At 67.2% G+C, this 14,747-nt stretch carries 15 protein-coding genes; 3 read left to right on the forward strand and 12 right to left on the reverse strand.

Annotated elements, in window-relative coordinates; translation table 11 throughout:
• Positions 1-49: 49 nt before the first annotated feature.
• A complete protein-coding gene (locus ACOQOP_RS02655) occupies positions 50-529 on the forward strand; it encodes a sigma-70 family RNA polymerase sigma factor (RefSeq protein WP_420564765.1) in 480 nt (159 codons plus the stop codon).
• Here ACOQOP_RS02655 and ACOQOP_RS02660 read toward each other — a convergent pair.
• The gene (locus ACOQOP_RS02660) at positions 526-1,575 is read right to left on the reverse strand and encodes a hypothetical protein (protein WP_420564766.1); all 1,050 of its coding nucleotides are present in this window, start codon (positions 1,573-1,575) and stop codon (positions 526-528) included. The genes ACOQOP_RS02655 and ACOQOP_RS02660 overlap by 4 nt on opposite strands.
• Positions 1,576-1,750: 175 nt before the next feature.
• Here ACOQOP_RS02660 and ACOQOP_RS02665 point away from each other — a divergent pair, with 175 nt between their 5' ends.
• On the forward strand, positions 1,751-2,449 hold the full coding sequence (locus tag ACOQOP_RS02665) for a PRC-barrel domain-containing protein (RefSeq protein WP_420564767.1): 699 nt from the start codon (positions 1,751-1,753) through the stop codon (positions 2,447-2,449).
• Between the two features lie 62 nt (positions 2,450-2,511).
• Here ACOQOP_RS02665 and ACOQOP_RS02670 read toward each other — a convergent pair whose 3' ends face one another.
• The 5 genes from ACOQOP_RS02670 to ACOQOP_RS02690 form a co-directional block, all read right to left on the reverse strand.
• Positions 2,512-5,670 (reverse strand): efflux RND transporter permease subunit, encoded by a 3,159-nt coding sequence (locus tag ACOQOP_RS02670; RefSeq protein ID WP_420564768.1) that lies wholly within the window; start codon positions 5,668-5,670, stop codon positions 2,512-2,514.
• The gene (locus ACOQOP_RS02675; protein WP_420564769.1) at positions 5,667-6,773 is read right to left on the reverse strand and encodes an efflux RND transporter periplasmic adaptor subunit; all 1,107 of its coding nucleotides are present in this window, start codon (positions 6,771-6,773) and stop codon (positions 5,667-5,669) included. Before ACOQOP_RS02675 ends, ACOQOP_RS02670 begins: the two co-directional genes overlap by 4 nt.
• Before the next feature lie 168 nt (positions 6,774-6,941).
• Positions 6,942-7,325, reverse strand: a complete 384-nt coding sequence (locus tag ACOQOP_RS02680; protein ID WP_420564770.1) for a response regulator — start codon at positions 7,323-7,325, stop codon at positions 6,942-6,944.
• Positions 7,318-8,688: a sensor histidine kinase gene (locus ACOQOP_RS02685; protein ID WP_420564771.1), complete on the reverse strand. Its 1,371-nt coding sequence runs from the start codon at positions 8,686-8,688 to the stop codon at positions 7,318-7,320. The genes ACOQOP_RS02680 and ACOQOP_RS02685 overlap by 8 nt, the downstream gene beginning before the upstream one ends.
• A gap of 313 nt (positions 8,689-9,001) precedes the next feature.
• Complete coding sequence (locus ACOQOP_RS02690; protein ID WP_420564772.1) at positions 9,002-9,334, reverse strand: cupin domain-containing protein; 333 nt, start codon at positions 9,332-9,334, stop codon at positions 9,002-9,004.
• A gap of 484 nt (positions 9,335-9,818) precedes the next feature.
• On the opposite strand from ACOQOP_RS02690, the gene ACOQOP_RS02695 reads away from it, so the two are divergent.
• On the forward strand, positions 9,819-10,745 hold the full coding sequence (locus ACOQOP_RS02695) for a universal stress protein (RefSeq protein ID WP_420564773.1): 927 nt from the start codon (positions 9,819-9,821) through the stop codon (positions 10,743-10,745).
• A gap of 94 nt (positions 10,746-10,839) precedes the next feature.
• Here the strand turns inward: ACOQOP_RS02695 and ACOQOP_RS02700 are convergent, their stop codons facing one another.
• The 6 genes from ACOQOP_RS02700 to ACOQOP_RS02725 all read right to left on the reverse strand — a co-directional run bounded on the left by ACOQOP_RS02700 (position 10,840) and on the right by ACOQOP_RS02725 (position 14,744).
• The gene (locus ACOQOP_RS02700) at positions 10,840-11,562 is read right to left on the reverse strand and encodes an alternative oxidase (protein ID WP_420564774.1); all 723 of its coding nucleotides are present in this window, start codon (positions 11,560-11,562) and stop codon (positions 10,840-10,842) included.
• Positions 11,563-11,667: 105 nt separating this feature from the next.
• Positions 11,668-12,000 carry a monovalent cation/H(+) antiporter subunit G gene (mnhG, locus tag ACOQOP_RS02705; protein ID WP_420564775.1) on the reverse strand — a complete coding sequence of 111 codons (333 nt, stop codon included), beginning with the start codon at positions 11,998-12,000 and terminating at the stop codon, positions 11,668-11,670.
• The gene (locus ACOQOP_RS02710) at positions 11,997-12,311 is read right to left on the reverse strand and encodes a monovalent cation/H+ antiporter complex subunit F (protein ID WP_420564776.1); all 315 of its coding nucleotides are present in this window, start codon (positions 12,309-12,311) and stop codon (positions 11,997-11,999) included. The genes mnhG and ACOQOP_RS02710 overlap by 4 nt, the downstream gene beginning before the upstream one ends.
• A complete protein-coding gene (locus ACOQOP_RS02715) occupies positions 12,308-12,787 on the reverse strand; it encodes a Na+/H+ antiporter subunit E (protein WP_420564777.1) in 480 nt (159 codons plus the stop codon). Before ACOQOP_RS02715 ends, ACOQOP_RS02710 begins: the two co-directional genes overlap by 4 nt.
• A complete protein-coding gene (locus tag ACOQOP_RS02720) occupies positions 12,784-14,316 on the reverse strand; it encodes a proton-conducting transporter membrane subunit (protein ID WP_420564778.1) in 1,533 nt (510 codons plus the stop codon). The genes ACOQOP_RS02715 and ACOQOP_RS02720 overlap by 4 nt, the downstream gene beginning before the upstream one ends.
• Positions 14,313-14,744 carry an NADH-quinone oxidoreductase subunit K gene (locus ACOQOP_RS02725; protein WP_420564779.1) on the reverse strand — a complete coding sequence of 144 codons (432 nt, stop codon included), beginning with the start codon at positions 14,742-14,744 and terminating at the stop codon, positions 14,313-14,315. The genes ACOQOP_RS02720 and ACOQOP_RS02725 overlap by 4 nt, the downstream gene beginning before the upstream one ends.
• Between the last annotated feature and the right edge of the window lie 3 nt (positions 14,745-14,747).

Raw genomic sequence — 14,747 nt, forward strand, 5'->3', positions numbered from 1 at the left:
GGGTCTTGCCGTCTCTTGGGGGGTACCCAACAGCCGTTGGAGGCACAGCATGGATCAGGTCTATCAGCACGTAGAGCAGCACATTCGAGACTTGCGCCGCTACGCACAGGCCCTGACCCACAATCCGGTCGCGGCCGACGATCTCGTCCAGGAAAGCCTGAGCCGGGCCCTGGCGAAATCCTACCAGTTCAGGCCCGACAGCAACCTGCGCGCCTGGCTCTTCACCATTCTCCACAACCAGTTCATCTCGAGCAAACGGCACGAGACGCGGGTCGGCGCACCGGTCGATCCGGAGAAGGCCGAGGCGACGTTGTCGTCCCGCCCGAACCAGGAACGTCGGCTGATCGTCAAGGCGCTGGATCTGGCGCTGCACACCCTGCCGATGCGCCAGAAGCAGGCGATCGAGCTGGTGGTGCTGGACGGATATTCCTACGAGGACGCGGCAGACGTCGTTGACGTTCCGATAGGCACCATCAAATCCCGGATCGCCCGTGGCCGGGACACCATGCGCGAGTACCTGGACGCCTAGCCCCGGGTCTCGGGCGCGGCCGGGATGGCGCTTGGCAGGTACAAGCCCACCCGGATGCCGAGACCCGGGCCAGACTCGACGGCCAAGGCCCCGTCGGGTCCGTTCCAGAGGGGGCCTAACCGGGTGATGTCGGACAGCCGTCCGCCGTCACCAGACACCCAAACAACCACATAATTTCCCGCGGCCAGATCGGGGACAGGCGGCGGTTCGCCCGGCCTCACGGCCAGGTTGTTCGCCCGAACCAGGATTGGGTCGTCGCCATGCATCCCCTCCCGCATCTGGGCGAGGACAGCCAGCAACATCATTCTGCATGCCGGCGGATCGACCCAGCAGCACCAAAGGCCGGGATCGAGAAGGATGTCGACGGGCGCGCGTGACTCGAAGCTGCGCTGAAACAGCGCGCATGTCTGCCGAATCAACCGGTCCGGGTCGGTCTGTTGCGGTGATGCCGGCCGCCGACGGCCGAGCGCAAGCACCTGGTCCGTCAGCTCTCGGCCCTCGAAGACGGCGTGCCGCGCCTTTGCCAGCCGGGCGGCTGCGGTGCTGTTCTCTGCGATGCGTTGCTCGGCCAGTTCGACATTGCCGCCGATGACGGTCAGCAGGTTGTTGAGGTCGTGGATGATTCCGCGGGAGAGACGGCCGAGAACGGCCATGTCGCGGTCCTGTGAGGCGGACTCGGCGTCGCTTGGGGCCGGCATGTTGGCGGAACTGCGCTCCGCTGTCCTATGGCCTGCGGGTGCCCCGGTCTGACGGGTGAGAGCGACAGCGACCGTCCAGACCACGCCGACGATCAGCAGACGTTCCGTCACGCCGTCGAGGGGTGCATCCCCGGCCGCGATGAGGTGGGCCGCAGCCGACAGGATCGTCGCCAGACCGGCGGCGAGAAGGGCGGCCGCCGGCCAGGCCGCCCGCCGGCTCCCGAGGACGATCACGACATACGCGACGGACACGGCGACGTCGCGAAGCAGCAGATCGGCGGCGACGATCGCACCGGCTGCGGCAACACTGAGGAAGATCAAGGGAACATGGGCCCGAAGCGCCAGCATCGCCGCCGACCCTATCAGGCGAGGACGGCGCCCGAAACCCGGACACCGCCGGCTATCTCGCCCGACCGATGATCGACCGACCGCCGCGATGAAACAATTGCCGCTGGCGAGTGTTGGTTGGGGTAAGGGGATGCGCCCACGCGCGTCCCCCTGAACCAAAACGGAGGACGAACTTATGGTTCTCAAACACAGCTTTGTCGCCCTGACCGCCATAGGCGCGCTGCTCGGTACGGTATCGACCGGGGCGCTCGCCCAATCGGAGACGCCGGCCGACATGCAGCAATGGCCGTCGACCAATCTGGCGGACCGGATCAGCGCGGATGCCATGATCGGCGCGGCCGAGGTCTATAACCAGAACGGCGACCTGATCGGCGAGGTGGAAGACCTCATCGCCGGACAGGGCGGGAGCGTGAAGAAGCTGGTGATCGAGGCCGGCGGCTTTCTCGATATCGGCGATACGCACTTTGCCTACCCGATCTCGAAAGCCACCATCGAGGGCAACGACCGGGTCCAGGTGACGTTCGATGACGCCGACATGTCGTCCTACAGCCTGTTCGACGATATCGACAGCGAGCCGGCCACCGGCCGTAACTGGCGTCTGAGCGAGCTGATCGGCGACTGGGCCTATCTCAAGGACGGCGTGCGCTACGGCCGTGTCGACGACGTCATCGTCTCCAAGCAGGGCGAGATCGCGTCCGTCATCGTCTATCCCGACGTGACCTATGGCGGGTCGGGCCCGCATGCCTGGCCGTTCTACGACCGGGAGCAGGGTTTCGATCCGGGCAACGAGTATTACGAGATCCCTCACACCATGAACGAGGTCGAAGATCTCGACGTGTTCGTCTACCCGAACCGGCCCTCACAGCCGGGCTGAGTTAGAATAAACCACTCTCGGGCGGCCGACTCTACCGGCCACCCGGGTTTCGCCGGTGACCTTCAACCGGCATGTCCATCCTGTCTGGCTTGAGGAGCATCCGCCGTGTCGGTGCGGTGCTCTTCAAGCTCCTCTTCGATCTTCCGGTCGGTGCTGCCCGGCACCCCGCCGAAGCGCGCCAGGATCCGATACAGCCCCGGCACGATCAGCAGCGTGATGAAGGTCGCGCCCAGCACGCCTGCGATCACCGATACGCCGATCACCGTGCGCGCCTCCGCTCCCGGTCCGGTTGCCAAGGCCAGCGGCACGGCGCCGAACAGGGTGGCGATCGAGGTCATCACCACCGGACGGAACCGGGTTCGGGCGGCCTCGACGATCGCCGGCTCGAGCGCCTGGCCCTCGCGGCGGCGCTGGTTGGCGAAATCCACCACCAGAATGGCGTTCTTCGCCAGCAGGCCGACCGCCAGCATCAGGCCGATCTGGCTGAAGGTGTTGAAGCTCATGCCGGCCAGGAGCAGGGCGGCCAAGCCGCCGCTCACCGCCAGGGGCACCGCGAGCAGGATGGCGATCGGATAGACGAAGCTCTCGAACAGGGCCGCCAGCGTCAGGTACACGACGATCAGCGCCAGGGCGAATACCGCATAGATACTGGCCGAGGATTCCTGCAGATCCGCCGACAGACCGAGATAGTTGACCCGCGCCTCGTCGGGCAGCTCTTCCTCGACGATCCGCTCGAGGCTCGCCAGGATCGAGCCCATATCCGCACCCGCGCTCGGGACCGCCGAGATCACCATCGACGGCTGGCGGTCGACCCGGCGATAGCTCGCCGCGGTGCCGAGTTCCTGTGGCGTCGTCACGCTCGCCAGCGGCACCAGGTTCGAGGTCGCCGAGCGGACGTTCAGCATCCCGACATCGGCGGGCTCGTCGCGGTCGCCCGCCTTCCCGCGCACCATCACCTGATAGGTCTCGCCCCGCTCGAAGTATTCGGTGACATCGTCACCTCCGAAGAAGATCCGCAGGGCATTGCCGACCTGCTCGACGGAAAGACCGAGATCGGCGGCCAGCCGGCGGTCGATCGTTAGCCGAACCTGGGGGCTGCGCTCATTGTACGCCAACTCGAGGTTGTTCATGGTCCCGAGATCCCGCGCCCTCTCCAGGACGGTCTCGGCCCATCGCTGGGCGGTCTGGTAGTCGGGGCCGGAGATCACGAACTGGATCGGCTTGCCGAAACTCTCCGAGACCAGGCTGGGCGGGTTGAGGGGAACCGCCTGCGCGCCCGGGATCGCCAGGACCTTAGGGGTGATCTTCTCGACCAGATCCTGTTGGGAGATGTCGCGCTCGCCCCAGGGGCGCAGCTTGACGATCACCAGCGCGCTCGTGACGTCCGGCGGCCCGCTGCGGCCGGTGCCGACGATGGAGATCGTGTCCTCGATCGGGCCGTCGGCGCCGCCATGGGGCTCGAGGATCGCCTCCACCTCGCGCACCGCCGCGGCGGTCTGCGACAGGCTGGCGCCTTCCGGTGCGGATAGCGGAACGATGAAGACCGCCCGGTCCTCGGTCGGCGCCAGCTCGCCCGGCAGCCATTGCAACATGAGGACGGATGACGCCCCGATCGCAATCGCCGCCACGCCCGCGATCCAACCACTGCCCGCGATCGTCTTGGCGGCGCGGCCGTAGGACCGGTCGGCCCGGTCGACCAACCGGGAGAACCAGCGCATTGGAGCGATCTTGCCTTCTGAACCCGACGCCGGTTCGGCCACCTTGGACGCCAGGGCCGCGCCGAGCGTCAGAGCCAGAAAGGACGAGAACACCGCCGCAGCGGCGAGGGCGATCGCGAATTCCGTGAACAGGCGGCCGACCATGCCGGTGATGGCGGAGATCGGCAGCAGGACGGCGACGAGCACCGCCGTCGTGGCGATCACCGCCAGCGCCACCTCTCCGGCCCCGCGCATCGCGGCCACCAGTTTCTGCTCGCCCGTCTCAAGGCGCCTGACGGTGTTCTCCAGCACCACGATCGCGTCGTCCACCACAAGGCCGATGGCCAGGACTGCGGCCAGGAGGGTCAGGGTGTTGATGGTGAATCCGAGGAGATAGAGGACCGCGAAGCTGGCGATGATCGAGGTCGGAATGGTGGCCACCGGAACCAGGGTCGCTTTGAACGAGCCGAGGAACAGCGTGATCACCGCGACGACCAGTCCCGTGGTGATCAGAAGGGTGAACACCACCTGGCGGATCGAGCCCTCGATGAAGATCGACTTGTCGTAGGAGATCGCCAGTTCGATGTCGTCGGGAATCGTGGTGCTCAGCCGGTCGAGCTCCGCGCGCACGCCGTTGGCCACCGACAGCGTGTTGGAACCCGACTGCCGGATGATGCCGAGCCCAATGGCCGGCTCGCCGCCCCTGTAGACGGCACTGCGATAGCTCTCCGTGCCGCGGGTGACCTCGGCCACATCGCCCAGGGTGACCTGATAGCCCTGATCGTCGCGGATCACGAGTTCTCGAAACCCCTGGGTTTCCTCGACCTTGGTGTCGGTGCGGAGCGTCAGTTCGCGCGGTCCGGTCTCGATACGGCCGCCGGGCAGTTCCAGGTTCTCGCGGCGCAGGGCCGCGGCGACGTCATTGATGGTCACCCCGCGTGCCGCCATCCGCTGGGCATCCAGCCACACCCGCATGGCGTAGCGCCGCTCTCCGCCGATCACGACCTGGGCCACGCCGGGCAGAATGGACAGCGGATCGGCGAGGTTCCGGATGGCGTAATCGGTCAGCGCGCGCCGGTCGCGCTGGTCGCTGGTCAGCGTGACCCACATCATCGCATCGGCATCGGCGCGCGCCTTGGAGATGATCGGCTCGTCGATCTCCTCCGGCAACTCGCCGACAATGGCCGACACCTTGTCGCGCACATCGGCCGCGGCGGCGTCGAGGTCGCGGGACAGAACGAACTGGATATCGGTCTGGGAGAAGCCTGCCCGGGAGGTGGAGTCGATCTTCTTGATGCCGTCGATCCCGCTCAGATTGTCTTCGACGATCTGCGTGACGTCGCGCTCCACCACCTCGGCCGCCGCACCCGGAAACACCACGGAGACCGAGACGATCGGCGGGTCGACATCGGGATATTCGCGCACCGGCATGCGCAGGGCGGCACCCACGCCGAGCACGACCAGGAGCAGGGCGGCGACGGCCGCGACCACGGGTTTGCGGACCGAGACCGTGGGCAGGATCATCGCGCCCCGGTCCCGTCCCGGCGCGGCGCGATCCGAGCGCCGTCCTGAATCTTCTGTAGCCCTTGGGTCACCACCTGGTCGCCGGCGCCGATGCGTCCCTCGACCTCGATGAGGCCGTCGCGCCTGGTGCGCGTGACCACCTCCACCCGGTGCGCCGTGTCGGATTCGTCGAGCCGGTAGACGAACGCCTTGTCGCCCTCACGGACCACGGCAACCTCAGGCACGAAGACCGCATCCGCGCGAGACGCCGTGACGATTTCGGCAGTGATGAAGGTTCCGGGAAGGGGGTTGTTTGCGCCGACGGGTACCAACGCTTCGGCCGGCACGCTTCGGGTGGCGGTATCGGCGATGGGCGAAAGAATGACGAGTTCGGTCCGCAGCGGCTCCTCCCGGCCCGGCGGATACAGCCTGACCGGCGTGCCGTCGCCGACCCGCTCGGCGATGCGCTGCGGCAGGCTCATCCGCACCCGCGACCGGTCCGTCACGATGGAGGCGATGGCGGTGCCGGGTTCGGTATAGGCGCCGGGGCTGACCTGGAGGAAGCCGACCCGTCCTGTGAAGGGGGCCGAGATCGTCTGATCCTCGACGGCCCGCTCGGCTCGGGCTACCTCCGCCGCCGCGGACTCGGTGGCGGCGAAGGCGGATTCCACCCGCGCCTCCGGCGAGAACTCGTTGCGTTTGAGTTCACGGGCCCGCTTCAGGTCCGCCTCGGTCTCGGCCAGCCGGGATCGGGCGGCCATCAGGGTCGCCTGTTCCTCGGCCGCGTCGAACCGGACGATCGGCTGGCCGGCCTCGACCCGGGCACCGTCATCGACCAGAATCTCGGCGATGTTCTCGGCCACTTCGGCGGTCAGAACCACACGATCCTCGGCGACCACCTCGGCGGCGGTTCGGAACACCTCCTCGGCGGTCAGGCTCTCCGCCCGGCCGATCTCCACCGGGACAGGGCGGGCGCCGGATTCGGCCGCGCCCTTGGCATCCTGCCCGTCGTCGCTGCCTGACAGGATGCCGGTCAGGTCCACGATGCCCGCGACCTGCAACGCCCCGCCGGCCAGGGCGGCGGTCACAAGAAGGACGAAGGCGGTGATGGCGAATTTCCGCATTCAGGGTCTGGTGGGACGCAATCTGCTGAGCGGTTGTCTTCGGCCGCCGGCCCGTTGGCGCCATCCAGGTCGGCGAAACTGGACATCGTGAGGAAGAAACGCCCGCCGGCCGTTATCGTTCCAACCGAAACGCGATATTCAGGCAGCACCTGTACCCGGCAAACGTTGTCAGCCTGTCGACTGCCGGATTGCCTGTGCAAGGGCGGCGGCCAACTCGTCCAGGCGAAACGGCTTCTTCAGCCGCACCGCGCCTGCCAGTTCCTCCGGGCAGTCCGGCAGGTCGCCATATCCGGACACGAAGACGAACGGGACGCCGCGGCGGTGCAGTTCCAGCGCAGGCCCGTACACGGTGCCGCCCCGCAGATTGACGTCCAGCGTGGCGGCATCGGGAGAACCGGCATCGATCAGCCTGAGGGCTTCGGAGGAGGAATTGACCGGGCCGAGCACGTCCGCCCCCAGCTCCTCCAGCATGTCCTCCAGCAGCATGGCGATGAGGGCCTCGTCCTCGGCAACCAGGACCCGCAGCCCCGTCAGTGGCGTGGCGTCAGTCATGTCGGTGGCCTTCATGGTCAATCGCGGCCAGGTCGTCGGGCGCGAACCGGATGATGCAGACGACGCCCTCGGGTCGGAAGTCGATTTCGGCATTGCCGTTCAGGTCGTGCCGGGCGCTGCGCTCGATCAGCTTGGAGCCGAATCCCTTGCCGCTGGGCGCGCTGACCGGCGGGCCGCCGCGCTCGCGCCAGGTGAACGTGATCGCGTCGGGCTGCTCCGGCACCGTCCGGCACTCGATGTCGAGCACCCCATCGGCGGACGACAGGGCGCCGTATTTGGTCGCATTGATGGCCAGTTCGTGGGTGATCAGGCAGAAGGCGAGTGCTGCCTCCGGTCGCAGCAAGATGTCGTCGCAATCGACCCGGATCCGTGCCGTCTCTCCGAAGGGCTCCAGCGCGAAATGCAGCAGCTCGGACAGCTCGGTCGGCTGCCAGTTGCTCCGCACGAGGATGTCGTGACCGCGCGCCAGTGCATGGAGCCGGTCGGAAAAGCTGTTCTGGAAGTCCTCCAGGGAGGCCGCCCGTCGAACGGTCTGCGCGGCGATCGACTGCATCGTCGTCAGCATGTTCTTGACGCGGTGGTTCAACTCGTCCGTCAGCAGCTTCTGGCGTCGCGCCGTCTCCTTCTGTTCCGTAATGTCGTAGTTGATGCCGACCATCCGGGTCGCACGCCCGCTCGGATCGCGGATGATCATGCCGTGCCCGACCAGCCACCGGACCGCGCCGTCGGGGCGCACGATCCGGAACTCGTGCTGGTAGTCCCGGTCGGTCTTGAAGACTTCATCGATTTTCTCGCGCGTCCTTGCTCGATCGTTCGGGTGAACGAACTCCAGGGCTGCGGTGGGCCGCAGGACCCGATCGTCGTCCGGTTCAAGGCCGTAGATCTCGTACTGTCGGGCGTCCCAGATGCTTCGGTCCGTGCGCAGGTCCCATTCCCAGGCCCCCATGCGGCCGGCCTCCAGCGCCAGCCGCAGCCTGTCCTCGCGCTCCTGCAGTGCGGAGAGTGCGTGGCGACTCTCGGTGACGTCCTCGATTGCCAACAGGATCCACTCCATCCGCTCGATGCGCCGGGCGTTCAGCAGCATGGTCCGCGGCCCCAACTCTGGGAAATCATGTTCGACCAAATAGTCGTCGAACGTCCGGCTGGTGCTGAGCACGTCGTCCAGGAGTTGCCGCAGCGACGGGATATCCCATTGCCCGTTGCCGAGATCGTAGATCCGGCGCCCCACGGTCTCCTGGCTCTCCACCTTGAAGGTCCGGTAGAACGAGTCGTTGGCCCGTCGGATCGTCAGGTCGCCATCGAGAACGACCAGGGGCTCCCGGACCGCGTCGATGATGCTCTCAGCCAGCTCCCTGTCGTTCATCTCCTCTCGTTGCACCCCATCGCCCATAGGTCGGTGGTCGGGCAGATCCCAAGAGCCGGAGGCATGGACGGTCGTGGAACCTGCCTCGGCGGATCGGCCGGGGCACCCCGGGTTCGCCGTCTCTACAGACGCGTAAACGCCAGGACGGCTGAGATGTTCCGGGCTCGATCCTGCATCGCCGAGGCTGACGCATCATCCGGTGCTGTTGCAACCCCCGGCCGACCATCTGCCACCCGGCAATGTACCGCTGGCACCGGGATGGGGGGCCGTTCGGCAAGAGCACGCGCCCCTGGGCCGCGCGAACCGGACGGCCTCACTCGCCTGACTGCATTCGGGCCGGCGGTGCCGTGGCCTCGATGGCCGTGAAAGGTTCCAGAATGCGGTAGCTGTGCTCTGCGTCGGCCGGAACCAGCCAGGAATCACCCGGCTCGAGCAGAATGGTCTGGCCTTCGCTGCGCAGTTCGGCTCGGCCGTCGATCACATAGCCGATGGTCTCGTAAGTGCGCTTGGACGCCCCTTTGCCCTCGCCGGTCGGCATTTCCCACATGCGCATCGCGACACGTGTGCCCGACGCCAGATACGTCTGGCCCATATCGCCCTTGGGAGAGTGGGAGGACTGAACCTTTTTCACCGTGGTGTCCGCCATGATGGACCTCCATCTTGTCCAGGAGACGTGCCGGCCCCCCTGCGCGATCCGCGGGACCGGCGATCTCTTCCATGAACAGGCTGAAGGTGGCTTATGTTCCAGCGGCTCCGGAACGCGGGGACCATCCGGCTAAGATCGCGTCTGTTGTCGACCGGATGCGCTAGGTCCTGAAGCGGCGGTCACAAAACGTCCCGCCGCCATATGCTCTATGCACCGAGATCGGCTCCGGCCAACCGCCTTGGCTTGCATCGTTTTGATTAGATTTCAGATTTAAAAACGTCTCATTGATAAATCTACCTGATCAGCTTCGTACCGAAATCGGGTCTGTTTCGGGCCGGTCCTCTCGATGTAAGGCGGTTTTCGGGCATCAGGCCGTGGGCTGATCGGTGATCGAGATCAGCCCTATCACCGTTTCCGATTTCCGGAACCCCTGTGGAAAACCCACCTGCTAGCCGTAGCCCCTCCCGACACAGGAGTTCCAGGGATGCAGACCTCGCAACAGGTTACTGAAATCGGGTATGTCAGGCGCGAACCGGACGCAACCTTCCTGCCGGTTCAGAACCGGTCCACGATCGCCAATGTGCTGGTCGGCATCACCGGCACGCCGGCGCTGCCCGCCAAGATCGAGCTTGCGGTCGATCTCCACCGGCGCCATGGCGCCGCGATCACGGGCCTGTCGATCATCGACATGGCGCGGCTCGATCCGGCGAGTGCCGTGCCCATCGGCGCGATCTCCTATGCCAAACAGATGCGGGAGCGCCGCTTCCGCGTCTCCAAGATGCGCGCCGTCGCCGCCTTGGAGGCCTTCGCCGACGGATGCCGGGCCGCCGACGTCCCCGTCGATATCCGGCTGGTCGAGGACGAACCGGTCGACGTGATCGCCGACCGGGCGCATTTCGCCGATCTCATCGTGCTGCCGGTCGACGGCTGGTTCGCCTACGGGCTGATCTCCCAGGCCGAGACCCGGCTGAGCGAGGTGCTGCTGCGCGGTGCCGGCCCGATCCTGGCGATCGGCGAGAACTACCGGCGATCCGAAGAGGTCGTGATCGGTCTCGACGGGTCGCTGGCGGCGTCGAACGCGTTCAAGAGCTATGTGAGGATGGGGCTCTGGTCACGGGCCCGCCTGCATTTCGTCCATGCCGTCGAGGACGGCTGGCCGGACAGCGAGGCCGCCATTTCCAGCACGATGGACGATGCCCTCGCCTATGCCCACCGGTTCGGAAGACGGGCGGTCGCCCATGTCATGGCCGGGTCCACCCTGGACGCGATGAACCGCATCATCCGCGAGACGGGCGCCACCGCAGCGGTGCTGGGCTCTGACCGCCGTCGCCTCTTCGCCGACAAGCGCCTGACCGCCACCACGAAGAAGCTGATCCGCGACAATGGCATGAGCGTGCTGATCGTCGGCTGACCGGCCGGCAAGCCTATAGCGCGGTTCCTCCCGACCCGCGAAACCTTGGCCCGCTCCTCGCAGAGCGGGCCATTTTTTGGACCGGGCGGTGAGGTTACGCCGCGTCGCGACGGGAGCCGGTCTCGCTCTGGGGTTCGGCAGCGGACTCTGGGGTCGCCGCAGGAGCGCCGGCCGGCTCCGACGTGCCGACGAGCTGATCGGCGAAGTCGTGGTTGCGGTCCCGGTGGCCCGCCTCGTCGGCGCGCACTGCGAGCACCACATCCCGCAGCGTCGCATCTGGCGCGAGATCCCAGTACCGGATCGCGATCTCCGGTGCCGGCGGATTGGGATGCCGTCCGGCGTCGATATCGGCCAGGTAGTTGGTGTAGCTGTTGACCGCTTCCTCCTCGAAATAGGCGACCATCCGATGTGCCGTCTTCGGGGCGAACAGGTAGAGGAAGAAGTAGAAGTTATAAAACACCGCCTGCGTCAGCATGATGATGCCACGCTCGAGGATCGTCGGCTGGGCCACCTGGACGAAGGTCATCAGGTGCATCCGCTCGTTGTCGGCCTCGTCCAGCAGCTCGCGGATCCATCCCTGGTCGTCGCGGATGTGACGCAGGGCCTTCAGGTGCTGGAGCAGGCCACCGACCATGCCCGGCACCGCGGCAACCGTTTCGAGCACGACGGCCCGATGCCCGTACCGGCCGGCGAAGAACCGGTCGGCCACGAAGCGCAGGACCTTGACCGTTCCCAGGGCGACCCGATCGCTCAGATCCCGCGGTCGCCGGTGGGTGATCGTCTGAACGTCTCCCGGCTTTAGGGTTGGATTGCTCATCACTCGACCATCCTTTCGAAATGCGCGGCCCCCATGCGATGCGGGCCGCGACGGACGTCCCCTGCAGATTTCAAGAAAGCGTTTCCGGGAGTTGCCGGCACGGGCTCATTCAGGCGTCTCCCGGGTCATGAGCCGGCGCGCCTGCTGGCGTCCCCAGACCGTGCGGCCGATGACGTGGGCGCCGATCGGTGCCGTCACCAGCAGGAACAGGAAGATCGCGCCGGCCCGAACGGACACGCCGAGATCGCCGGCCGCCAGGCTGGCCGCCAGCAGCATCAGTCCGGCGCCGAGAGTGCCTGCCTTCGTCGCCGCGTGCATGCGGGTGAGGGCGTCGGGCAGGCGGACCACGCCGACGGCGGCCACCAGGAAAAACAGCGCGCCCAGAACGAGCAGGAATGCGACGGCCCAGTCGCCGGTGTGAGCGAGCGCGTCGGTCATCCCGTCCTCCGTGCGGCGCCCGGATCGGTCAGGTGCGAGCGCAGGAGATACCGCGCGAAGCCGATCGTCGCCAGGAAGGCCAGGATCGCCACCGCCAGGGCCACGTCGAGAATGGCGAAAACTCCGTGGGTGACGGCCACGACGACGACCAGTCCGACCAGAAGCATGGTCAGCAGATCGACCGCGATCACCCGGTCGGCCGGGGTCGGGCCGAAGACCACGCGATAGAGCGCGATCACGGCGGCCAGCGCCAGGATCCCGCCGGACAGCACGATGCCGGTTTGGATCGGGTCGAAATTCTCCGGGATCATCCGCACACCTCGATGATCAGGCTCTCGAAACTGGATTTGATATCGGCGACCAGCGCCTCCGGATCGTCCGTGTACATCGAGTGGACGTAGAGAATGCTGCGGTCCTCGCTGACATCCAGGCTCAGGGTGCCGGGGGTCAGGGAGATCAGGTTGGCCAGCAACGTGATCTCGTGACCGCTCCTGACATCCAGCGGCACCTCCACGATTCCGGGCGTGGCCTTGGTGCCGGGCGTCACCACGTCCCAGGCCACCCGGAAGCCGGAGACCACGAGTTCATAGAGGAACAGCACGACCAGCCGGACGGCGGCCGGCAGGCGGCGCAAGTCCCGCCGCCCGGCCGGGCCGAACAGCGGCGCCACGATCCACAGGCTCAGCAGGCCGAGGCCGAAACCGAGCGCCAGGGTGGCAAGGTCGACCTGCCCCATCAGGGCGGCCCAGGCGAAGGCCAGGACGAGTGCGAGGAACACGATCCTCATCGCCAGCCTCCATGTGCGGTGGCATCGGCCAGAGCCTGCGGGTCGCCGAGGACCGCCCGGGCGTAGCCCACCGGATCCAGGAGCTCGGCGGAGGCGCGCTCCGCCAGCTCGAGGGCAGGCCCGGCACCCAGCCCGACGCAGATGGTCAGGATGGCCAGCATCGCGACCGGCGCGCAGAGGATGCGGATCTGCGATCCCGAGGCGGTGGCCGCGACGGCTGCCTCCGGCGGCGCCTTCCAGAATGCCTCGTTCCAGATCTTGATCATCGAGTACACCGTGAACAGGCCGACGACCAAGGCGATGGCGGCCATGGCGAGGTCGGCGGCGTCGATGCTGGCCTGGACGACCAGCAGCTTGGCCCAGAAGCCGGAGAGGGGCGGGATCCCGGCCAGCGAGAGCGCCGGGACGAGGAACAGGACCGCGAGCCAGGGTGCGCGCCCGACCAGCCCACCGGTGCGCGCCAGGTCGTTGGTGCGGCAGTAGCGGTGGATCACGCCGGCCACCAGGAACAGGTTCGCTTTCACCACGATGTGGTGGATCAGATAGAACACCGCGGCGGTCAGGGCGATCGGCGTCAGCAGGGCGAGGCCGACCAGCATGTAGCCGATCTGGCTGACGATATGGAACGACAGGATCCGCCGGATCTCGCTCTGGCTCGCCGCGCCGAGGACGCCGACCACCATGGTCGCCGCCGCGACCGGCCAGAACACCGCCTGGACCAGGGCCTCCTGCCCCGCGAACACCAGGGTGAAGACCCGGATCAGGGCGTAGACGCCGACCTTGGTGAGCAGGCCGGCGAAGATCGCCGACACGGCGAAGGCCGGCGTGTGGTAGGAGGCCGGCAGCCAGAAGAAGACGGGGAAGACGGCGGCCTTCATTCCGAAGGCCATCGCCAGCAGGAGGCCCGCCGCCAGTACCGCGCCCTCGGCCTGGCCGGAGGACACGACGATGTACAGATGGGCGAGGTTGAGCGTGCCGGTCGATCCGAACAGAAGGGCGATCGCCATCAGGAACATCAGCGTGGCGACCATGTTCAGCGCCAGGTAGCGCACCGCCCCGTCGAGTTCCTCGCGGGTCCGCCCCAGGGCGATCATGCCGAAGGACGCGATCAGCATCACCTCGAACCAGACGTAGAGATTGAACAGGTCGCCGGTCAGGAACGCGCCGTTCACCCCGGCGAGCAGCACCAGGAACAGTGCGTGATAGCCGCGCGCCTCGCGGGCACGGTCGATATCGGCGATGGCATAGATCGACACGGCGAGGCCGGTGATCCCGGTGATGACGGTGAGGATCGCGGACAGGTGATCCGCCGCCAGAACGATACCGAATGGCGCCACCCAGCTGCCGACGGCCATGGAGAGCATGCCCGCCCGCCAGACCTCGACCATCAGGGCGACCGCGCTGGCCGTCATCAGAGCGCAGACGGCCACCACTGTTCCGCGCGCCAGTGCCCGGCGGCGCCCGAACAGAGCGGCGACGATCGCGCCGAGCAGCGGCAGCAGGATGGGAGCGACCAGGAGCCAGCTCATGCCGCGCGCTCCCGGGCCGCACCGACGCCCCCGTCCCCGTCGATGGTGGCGTCAACGGCCTCGGCCTTGCGGCCGGCGTTGCGCGGTTCGGCGGCTCCGAGCTGGTCGATATCGGCGGTGCCGAAACGCTGCGCCGTCTTGAACACCAGAGCCAGGGCGAAGGAGAAGAGGCCGAAGCCGATGACGATGGCCGTCAGCACCAGGGCCTGGGGCAGCGCATTGGCGACCTGTCCGTCCGGGGCGACAGCACCCTGGGAGATGAGCGGCGGAAGGCCCCGCAGCACGTCTCCCGAGACGAACACGACAAGGTTCACCGCCGTGCCCAGCAGTGCCACACCGAACAGCATGCGGACCATGTGACGGTCGGTCATCAGGTAGACGGCGGCGGCGACCAGCAGGCCGATCGCCACGGCGAGATAGGGTTCCAACGC

Origin of the sequence: Thalassobaculum sp. (assembly GCF_965223715.1) — a bacterium.
Taxonomy (GTDB): Bacteria; Pseudomonadota; Alphaproteobacteria; order Thalassobaculales; family Thalassobaculaceae; genus Thalassobaculum.